At 59.6% G+C, this 14,182-nt stretch carries 16 protein-coding genes; 5 read left to right on the top strand and 11 right to left on the bottom strand.

Annotation, left to right across the window (positions count from 1 at the left end):
* Positions 1-14: 14 nt before the first annotated feature.
* The gene (proV, locus tag ASD36_RS09210) at positions 15-1,241 is read right to left on the bottom strand and encodes a glycine betaine/L-proline ABC transporter ATP-binding protein ProV (RefSeq protein ID WP_060509009.1); all 1,227 of its coding nucleotides are present in this window, start codon (positions 1,239-1,241) and stop codon (positions 15-17) included.
* Positions 1,232-1,702 (bottom strand): hypothetical protein, encoded by a 471-nt coding sequence (locus ASD36_RS30540; RefSeq protein WP_162252444.1) that lies wholly within the window; start codon positions 1,700-1,702, stop codon positions 1,232-1,234. Before ASD36_RS30540 ends, proV begins: the two co-directional genes overlap by 10 nt.
* Here ASD36_RS30540 and rpsU point away from each other — a divergent pair.
* The 4 genes from rpsU to ASD36_RS09195 all read left to right on the top strand — a co-directional run bounded on the left by rpsU (position 1,637) and on the right by ASD36_RS09195 (position 3,353).
* Positions 1,637-1,852 (top strand): 30S ribosomal protein S21, encoded by a 216-nt coding sequence (gene rpsU / locus ASD36_RS09205; protein WP_060509007.1) that lies wholly within the window; start codon positions 1,637-1,639, stop codon positions 1,850-1,852. The two genes, ASD36_RS30540 and rpsU, sit on opposite strands and share 66 nt — an antisense overlap.
* 121 nt (positions 1,853-1,973) lie before the next feature.
* On the top strand, positions 1,974-2,429 hold the full coding sequence (locus tag ASD36_RS09200; protein WP_060509005.1) for a hypothetical protein: 456 nt from the start codon (positions 1,974-1,976) through the stop codon (positions 2,427-2,429).
* 24 nt (positions 2,430-2,453) lie between these two features.
* A complete protein-coding gene (locus ASD36_RS30535) occupies positions 2,454-2,621 on the top strand; it encodes an AraC family transcriptional regulator (RefSeq protein WP_112834629.1) in 168 nt (55 codons plus the stop codon).
* Between the two features lie 57 nt (positions 2,622-2,678).
* Complete coding sequence (locus ASD36_RS09195; RefSeq protein ID WP_060509003.1) at positions 2,679-3,353, top strand: hypothetical protein; 675 nt, start codon at positions 2,679-2,681, stop codon at positions 3,351-3,353.
* Between the two features lie 330 nt (positions 3,354-3,683).
* Here ASD36_RS09195 and ASD36_RS09190 read toward each other — a convergent pair whose 3' ends face one another.
* From ASD36_RS09190 to ASD36_RS09160, 7 genes are all read right to left on the bottom strand, one after another.
* Positions 3,684-4,151, bottom strand: coding sequence for a truncated hemoglobin (locus ASD36_RS09190; protein ID WP_060509001.1), 468 nt, complete (start codon positions 4,149-4,151; stop codon positions 3,684-3,686).
* Positions 4,152-4,443: 292 nt separating this feature from the next.
* On the bottom strand, positions 4,444-5,091 hold the full coding sequence (locus tag ASD36_RS09185; RefSeq protein WP_060508999.1) for a dihydroxyacetone kinase subunit L: 648 nt from the start codon (positions 5,089-5,091) through the stop codon (positions 4,444-4,446).
* A gap of 4 nt (positions 5,092-5,095) precedes the next feature.
* Positions 5,096-6,097, bottom strand: coding sequence for a dihydroxyacetone kinase subunit DhaK (locus tag ASD36_RS09180; RefSeq protein WP_060508998.1), 1,002 nt, complete (start codon positions 6,095-6,097; stop codon positions 5,096-5,098).
* Between the two features lie 23 nt (positions 6,098-6,120).
* Positions 6,121-7,155, bottom strand: coding sequence for an ABC transporter permease (locus tag ASD36_RS09175; protein WP_060508996.1), 1,035 nt, complete (start codon positions 7,153-7,155; stop codon positions 6,121-6,123).
* Positions 7,152-8,702 carry a sugar ABC transporter ATP-binding protein gene (locus ASD36_RS09170; RefSeq protein ID WP_060509062.1) on the bottom strand — a complete coding sequence of 517 codons (1,551 nt, stop codon included), beginning with the start codon at positions 8,700-8,702 and terminating at the stop codon, positions 7,152-7,154. Before ASD36_RS09170 ends, ASD36_RS09175 begins: the two co-directional genes overlap by 4 nt.
* Positions 8,703-8,795: 93 nt before the next feature.
* On the bottom strand, positions 8,796-9,806 hold the full coding sequence (locus tag ASD36_RS09165; protein WP_060508994.1) for a substrate-binding domain-containing protein: 1,011 nt from the start codon (positions 9,804-9,806) through the stop codon (positions 8,796-8,798).
* Between the two features lie 29 nt (positions 9,807-9,835).
* Entirely contained in the window at positions 9,836-10,858 is a 1,023-nt protein-coding gene (locus ASD36_RS09160) for an ABC transporter permease (RefSeq protein WP_060508992.1), read from the bottom strand.
* Positions 10,859-11,053: 195 nt separating this feature from the next.
* On the opposite strand from ASD36_RS09160, the gene ASD36_RS09155 reads away from it, so the two are divergent.
* Positions 11,054-12,139 carry a LacI family DNA-binding transcriptional regulator gene (locus ASD36_RS09155; protein WP_060508990.1) on the top strand — a complete coding sequence of 362 codons (1,086 nt, stop codon included), beginning with the start codon at positions 11,054-11,056 and terminating at the stop codon, positions 12,137-12,139.
* A gap of 210 nt (positions 12,140-12,349) precedes the next feature.
* Here the strand turns inward: ASD36_RS09155 and ASD36_RS09150 are convergent, their stop codons facing one another.
* Both ASD36_RS09150 and ASD36_RS09145 read right to left on the bottom strand, forming a co-directional pair.
* Entirely contained in the window at positions 12,350-13,009 is a 660-nt protein-coding gene (locus ASD36_RS09150; RefSeq protein WP_060508988.1) for a histidine phosphatase family protein, read from the bottom strand.
* 59 nt (positions 13,010-13,068) lie between these two features.
* Positions 13,069-14,169 (bottom strand): ABC transporter ATP-binding protein, encoded by a 1,101-nt coding sequence (locus ASD36_RS09145; RefSeq protein ID WP_060508986.1) that lies wholly within the window; start codon positions 14,167-14,169, stop codon positions 13,069-13,071.
* Positions 14,170-14,182 lie beyond the last annotated feature (13 nt).

The raw sequence follows: 14,182 nt of genomic DNA, 5'->3' as shown, positions 1-14,182 counted from the left end.
CCGGACGGGTTGGATCAGCTGGTGCGATCGAGCGTTTCGAGAAGCGCGGATTTGCTGATGGAGCCGAGATAGCGATTGCCTTCATCGATCACAGGGACCGGCCATGCGGTTGAGGCGACCTTGCCAAGCACATTGGAAAGGCTTTCGGCGGCCGGGATCGGCTCAATGCCGGTCAGGAAAGCGCGCCGGTAGGGGTCGCTTGCACCATCCTTCGTGGCCTTCAGAAGAGAACTGCGGCTGATCATTCCATGATAGGTCTTGTCGCGGCCGAGGATGATGGCGACCTCCCTGTCGAAATGTTCCATGCGATCGAGAGCCGCCGCCGCAGAAACGCCCTGCCGTTCGATAATGGTGACTTGGGTGTTGCGCGCAACGTCACCGGCACGGAAGACCTGTGATACGTCGACATTGCGGAAAAACGAGCGAACATAGTCGTTGGCTGGCCTCAGCACGATGTCATCAGGTGTGCCGACCTGGACGACCTCGCCGTTCTGCATGATGCAGATGCGGTCGCCGATCCGCATCGCCTCATCAAGATCGTGGCTGACGAAAACGATTGTGCGGCTTTGCTCGGCCTGAAGCCGCACCAGTTCGTCCTGCATTTCTGCGCGGATCAGTGGGTCGAGCGCGGAGAAGGCTTCGTCCATCAAGAGAATGGTAGGTTCGCTCGCAAGCGCCCGCGCAAGCCCGACGCGCTGCTTCATGCCACCCGACAACTGGTCGGTCCGGCTGTCGTCATGACCCTGCAGGCCAACGGCCTTCAACGCGGCGCGCGCCCTTTGCTTGCGCTCGATCTCGCCCACGCCTGCGACTTCGAGGCCAAAAGCGGCGTTGTCGATCACGGTACGGTTGGGAAGAAGCGCGAAGGACTGGAAAACCATGCTGATCTCACGCCGGCGAAGCGCAATCAACTCGCTTCGCCTCATCTGCGTGACGTTCTGACCGTCGATCTCGATCGTTCCGGCGGTCGGCTCGATGAGGCGATTCAGCAGGCGAAGCATGGTGGATTTGCCCGAACCCGAGAGACCCATGATGACGAAAATCTCACCAGCGTGGATGTCGAAGCTAGCGTTGTTGACCCCGAGTGAACAGCCGGTCGACGCGTGGATTTCCGATTTGGTCTTGCCAGATTTCAGATGTTCAAGGGCCTTTTCAGGCCGCTCGCCAAAAACTTTGAAAACATTTCTAATGCTGATTTTGACCGGGCGATCCAGGTTCGACGGGTCATTCTTTAAAGCCATATTTTATTAGGCCCGGCTCCGGAAGCAGGGCGCGCTCCTTCGTTCTGTTCGATCCCGGCGGCGGGTATTCCGCCGCAGTGGTAGACTGTGCGCATCGTCCGGCGTTTGAAGTTCGCAAACACGATGCCACGTCGCAATTTGGCTATTGTATGGCACGCACCCACAAAAATGTCCACAAAAAAAGAAAATAATTCTCTATTGACTTCCAATTCACCTGCAATTGGGAATATTTTATCATCCAAATGATCGGCGCAATGCAATCCTGGTGGCGCAAAGAGTGACATATCCTTGCGCTTTTGATCGCGGAAAATCGTGGTGCCACCGCTAGCAAAATCCGGCGAAAACGATAGATTGCCCCTGCCCCGTGCGGAACTGCAAGCTTCAAAAGGTTTCAAATGCAGGTATCGGTTTGCGACAACAATATTGATCAAGCGTTTCGCGTCTTGAAGAAGAAGCTTCAACGCGAAGGTGCATTCCCCGAAATGCGTTTGCGGGAAGCCTTTGAGAAGCCGCCAGTGAAGAAAGCGCGCCAGAAATCCGAGGCCATCAGCCGCCAGCGCAAGCTTGCTCGAAAGCGGCTTCAGCGAGAGGACCTCATTACCAGCCCCTGAAAGAAATCGGCTTTATGAGCGGTATTCTTTAGCGAAAGCCGTCTTTCTCCGGTTGTGACGCCGCCGTTCATAGCGCCGATCGTCATAGCCTTCCTCTACCGTCCCGCATTTTTGGCGTTCCATGGCTATATTTTTCAGAAATTCCATCACCGACGCCACAGCTTTCGAGATGATTGAGCAACGACTGTCGAGCGGAAGCGATTTCGACGGGTACTTCAATGTATACGGCAACGACCATGAGCTTACCGTCTCCTGGACGCCAGCCATGAACGCCGCGGACTTTAGAGAGCAGGTGACGGATGCCTTGCGCTCGACCTGGCAGAAGACACGTTTTTGGCTGTCGTACCAGCGTAGCGACAGCCGCAACGATCTCGGCATCAACGAAATCAGAAATGCAGCAATCAAGTTGTGCGGTGGTTATCTGGAAACAGCAGTTGTCACTCTCTGCCTGCTCGGACGTGACGACAACCAAAATGATCTTGAGCTGATTTTCCTGTGCTTCCGGGAAGAGACCGAACGCCGCAACTTTCGCGTCCGGTATGAAGGCAAGTTCGTAGCCGATGCACCGCAAGGCTGAGCCAGCTGCGACGGCCGCCACCTCTTGATCGGCCCCGCAACCGGCATCGATGAAGTGGCCCGCCTGCCCGGCTATCAGGATAGCACGTCCTTCTATCGCGCTTTCCGCGAGCGGGAGGGCATGCCGCCGAACCGCTGGCGCAAGATGCACTTGAACACGGCTACCGTGACGAATGGCATCGGCGTTCGTTGACAGGACTGACCACGGAGCAGACCGGTTACCCATCCATGGAACAAAGGAACTTCCTGCATGACCCAACGCGTTCTTATTGCCGGCAGTACCGGGTTGGTAGGCAGCCTCGTGAGCGCCCGGATCTCCGGGCGTACCGACACCGGACTTGTCAGCCTCGTCCGGCAGGGATCGTCCGCATCCGGCCAAGCGGTCGATTTCGAGGATCTCTGCGAAGCGCCAGAGGCGCTGCTGAAACGCCTCGTGCCTGAAGACATAAGCATCGCCATCTCCTGCCTTGGCACGACCATCCGCACGGCGGGGTCGCAGCCTGCAATGTTCCGTGTAGACCACGACTATGTTCTCGCTGTCGCGAAGGGCGTACGGGCGCTCGGCGCGCGTCAGTTCATCCTGGTGACCTCAGCCGGCGCAGGCGGACCCGGCTTCTATCTCCAGACCAAAGGCGCTATTGAGCGGGCGGTCATCGGTCTCGGCTTCGAGCGGGTGGATCTGATCCGTCCCGGCTTCCTCATCGGCAGCCGTAGCGAACGGCGGGCATGGGAGGAGATCGGCCAGAAGGTATTCGCAGCACTTACGCCGCTCCTGTTCGGACCTCTCTCGCGTTACGGAGCCATTCCCGCCGAGACAGTGGCTGACGCGATCGTTTCACTCGCCGGCGCCGGCGGATCTGGCCGCCATGTCCACGAAAATGGGTCTCTGCGCCGATTGTCCAGAGTGCACGGCGCTGCGCCATAGCGCGAAGTTCGCGGACGCACTCGCTGCTGGCCCCATAGCTCCCGCCAGAAACTTGCTGATCGACAATGCTTTTCAGGCATCTGGAAGGAAGATGTGCATTGCGCCCATGAGGCAAAAATAGTGCTGATGAAAAGCTTGGCAAGCACTTCAACGAAGGCCGCGCCGTGTGTTGCCTCACGCTTGGTGGCGCCGATCTCACCGCCCCGCCCGGATATTGACGGGCTCGATGCAGTCTCGCAGTTCAAGCGGTATCTGCTGATCGAGCGGATGCAACCGGATTTCCCTCCCCCCCAACCAGGCCATCTTTGCGACAGTTAGGGCTGCGGATCGTCATTTCCGGTTCAGTGCCGGGTCATCGAGCGCCGGGTTATAGAAAAGCGAGAGCGTCAGGCTTCTCGCAATGCGGTCAGCGGTTGTCATAAACCAGGCTCTGGCTTCCGCAGTCGGAACGACGTCGTCGAGCGTGGCAGAAAACAGCTCCAGCCATTGCGGAAAAAGCTCTGGCGTCATGTTTGCGACACCAAGATGGGCTTGAACCGGCTTTCCGCCATAGGCGCCACTCCGGAATGCGACGGCCGACCAGAAGCTCTTCATTTTCTCCAAATGCTCAGGCCAGCGCCCCGCCAGTCTCGCGTCAAAGACTGGCCCGAGTTGCGGATGCGGAAGCACCCGCGCATAAAACGCATCAACCAGCACACCAATTAAGACGTCATCGATGCCGATAGATTTCATCTCGGCTTGCGCGCGCTCGCGGATTGCCGCGCTATGGGCAGCGCCACCCTGCAGTTTGTCGTCCATTTTATCGCCCAGTATTTGTGCCATCGGTGCAGCTCAACATAGTCATTGCGGCCGCCGTACCAAGCGGTCAACATCAGGAGGACGCCGTGACGTCGTTGAAGCGTGCTCCCGTTCCGATTTTCACTCCCGTTTGCCGGATCGATTTACCAATCCCTTCCCGGTTACCAATCTCCCATGTAAACGCCGATAGAGCGGGCCGCCCCCGTAGGCATAGATATTGTTCAGGTATTCGGATGCCTCTACGCGTCAAGAATCCAGCAGCACCAAACTGGCCTGGGCGGACAATCCAAAACTATCGGCCCGCAACAAAATCTGCCATGCGGCGGATCATGAAAGCTCCGACCGTCGCACCGGCGTCCTGCAGTCCAACGGTCTTTTCCTGGAATGCCGCCGCCTTGCCATGCTGCGCAACCATGGACTTGGTGACCTCCAGTGCATTTTCGGCGGCATCCGCCGTAACGTTCAATGCAGCCGAAAGCGGCGCACCTGCAGCGGCCTGCGCTTCCAGCGTCGTCGCGATCGGGTCGAGCACATCCAACAAGGTCTTGTCGCCAACCTTTGCCTTTCCACGTTCGGCGACCCCATCACGGTAGGCGCGCCAGAATGCGGCCATATCAGCGGTATTCAACGTCTCCTTGCCTTCCACGACCTTGCTTGCGCGGAGGAAGCCGGTCGCCGTCAAAGTGCCCATGGTGGATGGTGCGGTCCGCGCCATTGTCGCTCCGGCGGTACGGAGAAGCTTGGCGATGCCTGCTGCTTCGCCTTCAGCTTCGAGGACTTCTGCCGCAGCGGCGAAGGCCTTGCTCATGGTAATGCCGAGATCGCTGTCACCGACCTTGCCGTCGAGTGCGATGAGGAACTCGCGCTGATTGGCAAAGAGCTCCTTCCAGGTCCTGAAGAGGTCAATGAGGTTTGCTGCGTTCAATGTCTGAAGCATCATGGCATCACCCCGCGATGTGCTGGAAAAACGGTGTATTTGCCGGGGCGGCGACGAGACGGTCCAGCTCATCGTCGAGGTGAAGGATAGAGATCGAGGCGCCGGCCATCTCCATCGAGGTGGCGAACTCGCCGATCCAGACATGCTTGGCCGTGACGCCACGCGCTTCGAGAAGCTGCGAGACGCGGCGGAAGAGGATGTAGAGCTCTTCCAGCGGCGTACCGCCGAGGCCGTTCATCAGCACGGCAACAGTATCACCCTGCTTGTAGTCCGTTTCCGCAAAGATGCGGTCCATCATCTCGTCGACGACCGCATCGGCAGGCGCCAGTTTCTTGCGGCTGATGCCGGGCTCGCCGTGGATGCCCATGCCGATCTCCATCTCGTCTTCGCCGATCGAGAAGGTGGCATGGCCGATTTCCGGAACGACGCAGCTTGAAAGGGCGACGCCCATAGTGCGGGTGCGTAGGCGCGCCTTGTCGGCAAGGCGCGTAACCTCGTCGAGCGAAAGGCCTTCGGCGGCGGCCGCGCCAGCAGCCTTGTAGATGAAGAAAATGCCTGCAACGCCGCGGCGCTTGTGTTCTTCACCGACCACCGAGGAGGCAACGTCGTCATTGCCGACGACCTGCCTGACCGCGATGCCATCGAGATCGGTCAATTCCGCCGCCATGTCGAAATTGATGATGTCGCCGGTGTAATTGCCGTAGATGTAAAGGACGCCAGCACCCTGATCGATATGCTTGGTCACCTGGTACATCTGCTCGGCACTGGGCGACTGGAAAACGCCGCCGACTGCGGCACCGTCAAGCATGCCATCGCCGACAAAGCCGAGGAAGGTTGGCAGATGACCGGAGCCGCCGCCGGTGGCGATGCCGACTTTGCCCGGCTTGATCTTCGCCGTGACGAGGCAACGCAGGTCACCGGCCGTAAAGGTGACGGCCGGGTGGGCCTTGTAGATGCCTTCCAGCATTTCATCGACGAAACTGACGGGATCGTTCAGGAACTTCTTCATGGGTTTTCTCCGGGAATGAGTGGTTATTTTCTGCGCTGACGCGTGACGAAGAAGGCCGCGGCCAGCAGGATAAAGCTGCCGACGACAAGCCTCTGCCAGGTACTGGGAATACCGACCATGACGAGCACACTGTTGATGACGACGATCAGGAGCACGCCGAGAATGGTGCCCAGAACGGTGCCTGTGCCGCCGGTGATCCGGGCACCACCGAGCACGACGGCGGCGATGACGTTGATTTCCGTGCCGACCAGATCGAAGGGGTTGGCCTGGCGATTGGCGCAGACGTGGATGATGCCGGCTAAACCCGCGAGTGCACCCGCATAGCCGAACAGGAAAACATGAACGGTGCGCAGGCTGTAGCCGAGACGGCTAGCAATGTCCGCGTTGCCGCCGACGGCGAAGATGGCGCGCCCCATCAAGGTGCGATTGAGTATCCACCAGGTCACGCCCGCTGCAATGGGCAGGACCAGAAAGTAGAATGGCAGCGTGATGAGCGCGCCGTTGCCAGATTCGATCTGGAACAGCGGCATCCGGCCGAAGGCACCCATCTGCGGCGGCAGCGACATGATCCAAACCGTGCCGATAAACGAAAGCAGGAAGCCGCGGAAGAGATACTGTGTGCCGATCGTAACGATCAGCGAGGGAACCTTCAGGTGGTGAACAAGCAGGCCGTTGACGATACCCAGCGCCGCGCCGCCGAGCGTTGCCATGAGAATGATGACGACAATCGGCAAGTTGGGCAGGTAGCTCTGCACCAGGACCGTCATTGAATACATCGTGAAAGCCGCGATCGCCGTGAACGACACGTCGATACCGCCCGCCGCCAGGATGATGAAGACGCCCAGCGCAAAAAGCCCCATCACCACGCTGGCGCGGCCGATGTCGATGAGCGTCGACGGCTGCAGAAAGGCCGGATTGGCGATGGCAACACTCGTGCAGATAGCCACCAGCAGAAGGAAGGTGATCGTCTCCGGGCGGCGGCGCACGAGTTCACCGAAGCTGAAGGAGCGCGACGGGCCTGCGCCACCGTCGAGTTCGCCGGTTCGCGATGCGTTCATTGCACAGTCTCCGTCGTGTTTGCCAGCATAGCCTTGTAAAGCTGGTCTTCGGTTGCCTGCGCCGCATCCAGTTCTGCGACGATGCGTCCGCTGTTCATGACGAGGATGCGATCCGTGTTTTGCAGGAGCTCGGGCAAGTCGTCGCTGACAAGGATGAGGCCCATCCCCGATTCTGCGAGTGCCTGGATGACGCGGTAGATCGTGTCCTTCGAGCCGACATCAACACCGACTGTTGGGCCGTGCAGAACGAGCAACTTTGGTGCGATGCTCAGCCAGCGGCCGATGAGCACGCGCTGCTGGTTGCCACCCGAGAGCGCTCCGACCGCCAGGTCAAGGTTCTTGGTGTTGAGCCGCATCTCTTCGGAAAGGCGGGCTGCAATCTCGCGTCCCTTGTCCCGATCGACCACGCCAAAGGAATTGGCAAGACGCGAAACGATAAGCGCAATCTCGTTTTCGAAGATCGACTTGTCGAGGAAGAGACCTTCGGCAAGCCGGTCCTCGGGCACATAGCCGATCCCCTGCTCGATTGCCCGGGCGGGCGAGCGCACGGAGATGATTTTGTTATCCAGCGTCATGGTGCCACCGGCCGCAGGCACGACGCCGGTCAGGGCCATGGCGAGCTCGTTGCGGCCGGAGTCGGCAAGGCCGGTGATGCCGAGGATTTCGCCCTTCTTCACGGAAAAGCTCGTCCCCCGTACGCCATCGGTGACCAGATGATCCACCTTGAGCAGGACGACCTCGGATGGTTTGCTCGTGCGATAGCGCTGCGCGTCGATCGATCGGCCGGTCATCAACTCGGCCAACTCCTTCTTGCTGTAATTCTCGATCGGCCCTTGCGCGACGCACTGGCCATCGCGAAAGACAACGGCGTGTCCGCCGATGCGGTAGCATTCATCCAGCTTGTGGGTGACGAAGAGCACGGCGACGTTTTCGGAGCGCAGGCGCTCGACGACACGAATGAGATTGTCGACCTCGCGACGCGTGAGCGAGGTCGTCGGCTCGTCCATGATGACGAGCTTGGCGCGGGTTGCGATCGCCCGTGCGATGGCGACGAGCTGGCAGGACGCAAGAGGTAGGTCGGAAACAATGGTGTTCAGAAAGGCGCGGTCGGTAGGAAGGCCTACGGCGGCAAGCGCCCGCGCTGCCGTTTCCCTTAACCGCTTGCGGTCGAAGAGGCGGGCAAGCCGGCCGTTGGCGTTTACCAGCTGCTCGTTCAGGGCTACGTTCTCGGCGACCGTTAGATTGGGCAGCAGCGACAGGTCCTGATAGACGGTCTCGATACCGGCGGCGAGCGATTGGATCGGCGTCAGCGATGAAAAAGTCTGACCACCAAGCACGATCTCGCCCGAGGTCGGCGGATGGGCGCCAGACATGATCTTGATGACGGTGCTCTTGCCGCAGCCGTTCTCACCAAGAAGATGATATGCTTCGCCCGGCTGCAGCGTCAGATCGATGCCGCGCAAGGCATGGACGCCGCCGAACCATTTCTGGATGTTCCTAAGTTCAAGAAGCGCCGCCGATTGCTGCGCGGTGTGTGCTTGTGCCACCACGGAAATTGTCCTCGAAAATGCTGACCGGCGCATCGTCGCGCCGGAGGTTCCGGCCGGAGGCATGCCCCGGCCGGTTGGCTGTTTTCTGAACTAAAACAGGTGTTCCTTGTAGGTCGCCTTGTCGGCGAGGACCATGCCATTGCCGAGGATCAGCAGACCCTTGCCGGCGCCCTGCTTGACCGAGACCTTGTTATAGCCTGCGACACCAAGATCCATGCCGTCGGTCACTTCCTTCTTCTCCAGCAGCAGCTTGGCAACCGCGTTCATTGCCATGCCAGCCTTTTGCGGATCCCAGAAGCCGATCGCCGTAATGGCGCCGGATTCCAGAAGGTCGGCGGACGGGTTCGGCAGACCGGTACCAACGAGGCAAACCTTGCCGCTGAGGCCCGCTTCGTCGATCGCACGGCCGACGCCCAAGACATCGTTGCCGGCCGAGGTCTGGAAGCCTTTGATATCCGGGTGCTTGCGCAGGATTTCCTTGGCCTTTTCATAGGTGCCGTTAGCATCGTCGAAAGACTCATTGTTCGGATCGACGAGCGTCATGCCCGCATATTTCTTGGCGTTCTCCTCGCCCGCACCGACCCACTGCATGTGCGTGCGGCTACCGAGCGACCCCACGAAGGAAGTCCACTTACCTTCCTTGCTCATGCATTCGGCCAGGCGCTCATTCAGTGCCGCGCCGTAGTCGGCATTGTCGAAAGCTTCGACGTCGGCATTGGTATTCACCTGATTGTCCGCTTCATGCGTGACGACCACGATACCGCGCTCCATGGCGCGCTGGAATGTGCCTTCCAGAACTGCCGGATCCATCGGCACGACAGCAAGCGCGTTGACGCCCTTGGCAACAAGGTCGTTGACGATCTGCAACTGCTGCGCAGAATCCGCGGTTGCCGGGCCGCTTTGGGTTGCAACGACATCAGAATTGGCTTCCTGATAGGCGACCACGCCGGTGTTCATGCGGTCAAACCACGGAATACCGCTGATCTTGACCACGGTGGCGATGACGGGCTTTTCCTGGGCGACCAGCGTGCCGATCGACCCCACCAGGGCCACGGCCGCGACCGTGGTTCCAGCCAAAAGCTTTTTCGAAAATGACTTCATGTTCTCCTCCACGAATTTTCCCTCCTTCTTCACTTCGGCGTTTGAGGGACAGGCACCGAAGGGTTTTGCGAGCGGCGACCCAGCGACAGGAAGCCAGCGATGTCGTAGCGGCCGACGGCCAGAAACGTGAGCAGCAGCAGCCCCCAGGCGAAATCGCGCACAAAGTTGGAAAGGCCGCCGAAGTTGAGCAGGCTCGACATGAGCTGCAGGGCTATGGCGCTGAGTACGACGCAGACGACGCGCCCATAGCCGCCCTCGGGCTTCACGCCGGCCATCACGGTGATAAGGATGGCGATGAGCAGATAAGAACTGCCGTAGTCAAACTTCACATTGACGTTGCGCGCTGCGATGATGATGCCAGCAACACCGGAAAGCATGCCTGACATCGCATAGGTGGCGACGATCACGCCGTTCTTCGGAAAGCCCGCATAAACCGCGGCTTTGGGGTTCGTCCCCATCAGCATCAGCCACAGGCCATAAGGGGTAAACCGCAGCAGCGCGGCAACCATGCCGGCGACCACCACGAAGATCAGGAAGCTGATCGGGACCGCGGCAATCATATCGTTGCCGATGCTGGAAAGTAGCGCCGGGGTGCCAACCATCACGGCCTTGCCGCCGGAGACCACGACCGCAAGCCCCATGAAGGCCATCTGCGTGCCGAGCGTGCAGAGGATCGGCGTGATGTTCAGCCGGGAGATGAGAAGGCCGTTGATGACGCCACCAGCAAGACCCACGAGGATCGCGCCTGCGATGAAGGCGAGGCTGAAAGCCATCCCGTTGTCTGTCGCCGACAGGAAGGACGACATGATGACGGCGGACATGACGCCCGAGAGATTGGCGAGTGCGATACCCGACAGGTCAATGCCGCCATTGCCAGCGCACATGGCCAGCATGACACCGATGGCCAAAAGGCCGATTTCGGGCACTTGGCTTGCCATTGACTGAAGATTGAAAATGGAAAGGAACGAGCCACTGGAAATCAGCGAACCCGCAATCAGCAAAAGCCCGTTTATGACAAGCAGCATTGCCAGCTGTCCGCCGGTTTTCTGCATGATCCCCTCCCATTTGTTTACTAAACAAACTCTTCCTTTACTAAAACGGTATCAAAGGAAATTCACACTGACAAGCCCTATTTGGGCCGTATATCGGTTGCGCAAGGCATCTGATTGCCTTAGGTCTCGCAAACGTGAATTAAATCGTTTAGTAAAATTGTTCGCAGCCGCAGCATAAGGGCAGCCTGTCTCCGCATGAAAAAACCAGGAAAACTGACCATCAGGGATATCGCAGAGGCTGCAGGTGTATCACCCGCGACGGTTTCGCTCGTGCTGAACGGCAAGGGAGAGATTTCCGGGGTAACACGAGCACGCGTACTGGAGGCAGTGGCAAACCTCAACTACGTGCCGCGCGCGTCGCGAAGCACAGCGGAGCCGGGCGAGACGCTCCGCTTCCTGAAGATCGCCAAGCACGGCCACACCGTCAATCGCGACCATAGCGTCTTCATCTCCGATTATATCGATGGCATGTCGGCCGAGGCGACGCGACGCAACTACACGCTGGAAGTCGTAAGTTTCGAGGGACAGCCGATAAGCGCCGTGGCGGAATCGCTGGCTGGTGCGCCGATATCGGGCGTCATCGCACTGGGCACAGAGTTGACTGAAGCCGATATCCGGCTCATCCAGGGCCTCGGCTTACCCACGGTTTTTATCGATACGTTCTACGACGTGCTCGATGCCAACTTCGTGGACATGAATAACGAGGATGCCGTTTACAAGGCGCTGTCCCGCTTCCGGATGCAGGGCTTCGAGCGCATCGGCTTCGTCGCCTCGCATGTTGATACCACCAACTTCCGCCTGCGGCGGGAAGCCTTTTTCAAAAACATGGCACGGCTGGGCCTGCCGGTGAACGCAGCCGACATTCTCTCGGTGGAATCGACCTTTGAGGGGGCTTATCTCGACACGCGCGCGCTGCTCTCAACCGGGCTCGATCTTGCGGAATGTTATTTCTGCACCAACGACATCATCGCCTATGGCTTCATCCGCGCCCTACGTGAGCACGGTATCTCCATCCCGCGGGACGTCTCGATCATCGGCTTCGACAATTTGCCGCAGAGCGCGACCATGGAACCTGGCCTGACGACAATCGACGTATCGAAACGCAAGATTGGTTACCTCGCCGTCACGGTGCTCGACGATCTGATCGCAGCCGCCGAACCGCAGCCGCCGGTCAAAATCCTCGTCGGCGCGGAGCTGGTTCTGCGTGCAAGCCACGAGCACAACGTATCCAAGACCACCCAGGACCGCCCCCGACGGAAAGTACGGCAACCGGACGGGTGATGCCCAGATCGCCGGTCGCTTTCCTTACATTGCGGTGTCCTTTTCGAAGGGGCTGACATAGCAAAGGTTCGGTTATTTAAACGTTGCCCCGTTGCTTGAGCATCTTCAAGATTGGTGGTGGCGTGGTTGAAGCGCAATACATGCTTTGCGGCGAAGGTCGGGCGCGATAAACTTGCATGCCGAAACGCGCTCTGTGAATGCCAGAACGGCTCATATCCATACCGTTCGGCCTTCATTCTCGCATCCTATTGCACGCAGCAGGGCTGGAGCGACCCCGAGCAGAACCTCATTCCCCTCAGTCAAGAGAAATGCAGCCGTCTGCGGCTCGCTGTATGCCAGAATGTCGATGCGCGAGGCGTTTGTATAAATGCCACGCAATGCGCGCAGGCAGCCGCTGTGGGTAACTGCGATATGTGGCCGGGTGCCGTCGAGTGTTGCAAGCCATGAGCGCAGCCGTGCGGTAAGCGCAGTCCGGCTTTCCCCCTCCGGCATGCAATAGTCCCAAGGGTCTGCGGCATGGGCACTATACTGCTCCGGGAAGTTCCGCTCGATATCGGTATGCGCCCATCCCTCCCAGACGCCATAACCACGTTCCGCGAGCATGGGCACCTCGGAAAACTGCTCGAAGGGAAGAGACCAGACGTCGGCGAGGATGGAGGCCGTCTGCCTTGCGCGGCCAAGTGGACTGACCCAGAAGGCCGCATCCTCAAGGCTGCTCACGGTTTCAGCGAGCCGCGCAGCCACAGCGAGTGCCTGGCGCGTGCCATTGGCGGTGAGCGGCGTGTCGCGGCGGCCCTGGAGCCGGCCAGCGACATTCCATTGTGTCTCGCCGTGGCGGATGACAAGCAGAGGTGGAAGAGAAGATGTCATATCAGTCGAACCTTAATGCGAAAAAGACCCTCGCCGCCAGACGGCGAAGGTCTTGCCAATCAATCAGCGAGCCAGAGGACGGAGCCTGGCTTGATACCCAGCACCGTCCGGCTGCCCGGAGCAAGCAACGCATCACCGGAATGGAAGGGAGCATCGACGAGCACCGTCCCTGTTCCTACCTCGACGCCGTAGCGCACCGTCGCGCCGAGAAACTCGCGGTGTGCTATTGTGCCGTTGAGTGGCACCGCGCCGGGCTCGACCGTGCCGATTGTCGCATATTGCGGACGGAAGACGAGCTTCGAGCCGGCTGGAACTTCCACGCCCTCCGGCACTGGGATGCTGCCGCCGCCCTCAACCTCGAAGCTGCGCGTGGAGCCTGCGCCACTCACCTTGCCGTCCAGAATGTTGGCTGTACCGAGGAAATTGGCGACAAAAAGGTTGGCCGGCTTCTCATAGAGATGCATCGGCGTGCCGACCTGCTGGATGCTCCCCTCGTTGAAGACGGCGATGCGGTCGCAGACGGTATTCGCCTCTTCCTGGTCGTGCGTGACGAAGATGGTGGTGAGCTTCAGCCGTTGCTGGAGTTCGCGCAGTTCCCGGCGAACCTCGACGCGCATCTTCGCATCGAGGTTCGACAGCGGTTCGTCGAGCAGCAGCACTTTCGGTTCGATCGCGATGGTTCGGGCGAGTGCCACGCGTTGTTGCTGGCCACCGGAAAGTTGCGAGGGCCGGCGCTCCGCAAGATGCGAAAGGCCGACGAGTGCAAGCGCCGCCGCCACGCGCTTTTCCAGCTCGGCGCGCGGCAGGCGCCGTTCCTCAAGGCCGAAGGCGACGTTGCGGGCGACTGTCATGTGCGGCCAGAGCGCATAGGACTGGAACACCATGCCGATGTCGCGCTTCCATGGCGGCATCTCAAGCACGTCCTGCCCACCGACCACCACACGCCCGTTCTGCGCATTGTTGAAGCCGGCGATGAGGCGGAGCAACGTCGTCTTGCCACAGCCCGACGGGCCAAGAAAGGCAAAGAACTCGCCGGGCTGGATTTCGAGATTGATATCTTTCAGCACATGCAGCGAACCATAGCAGAGATTCACGTTCTGGATGCTGATCGCCTTTGCTGGGCTTACGGCCAATTCGGTATTGTTGATAGTGATTGTCATTGTTGTTCCTCCC

This window comes from Rhizobium sp. Root1334, from assembly GCF_001426665.1.
Classification (GTDB): Bacteria; Pseudomonadota; Alphaproteobacteria; order Rhizobiales; family Rhizobiaceae; genus Pararhizobium.
This window is presented reverse-complemented; position numbering and strand designations above follow the sequence as displayed.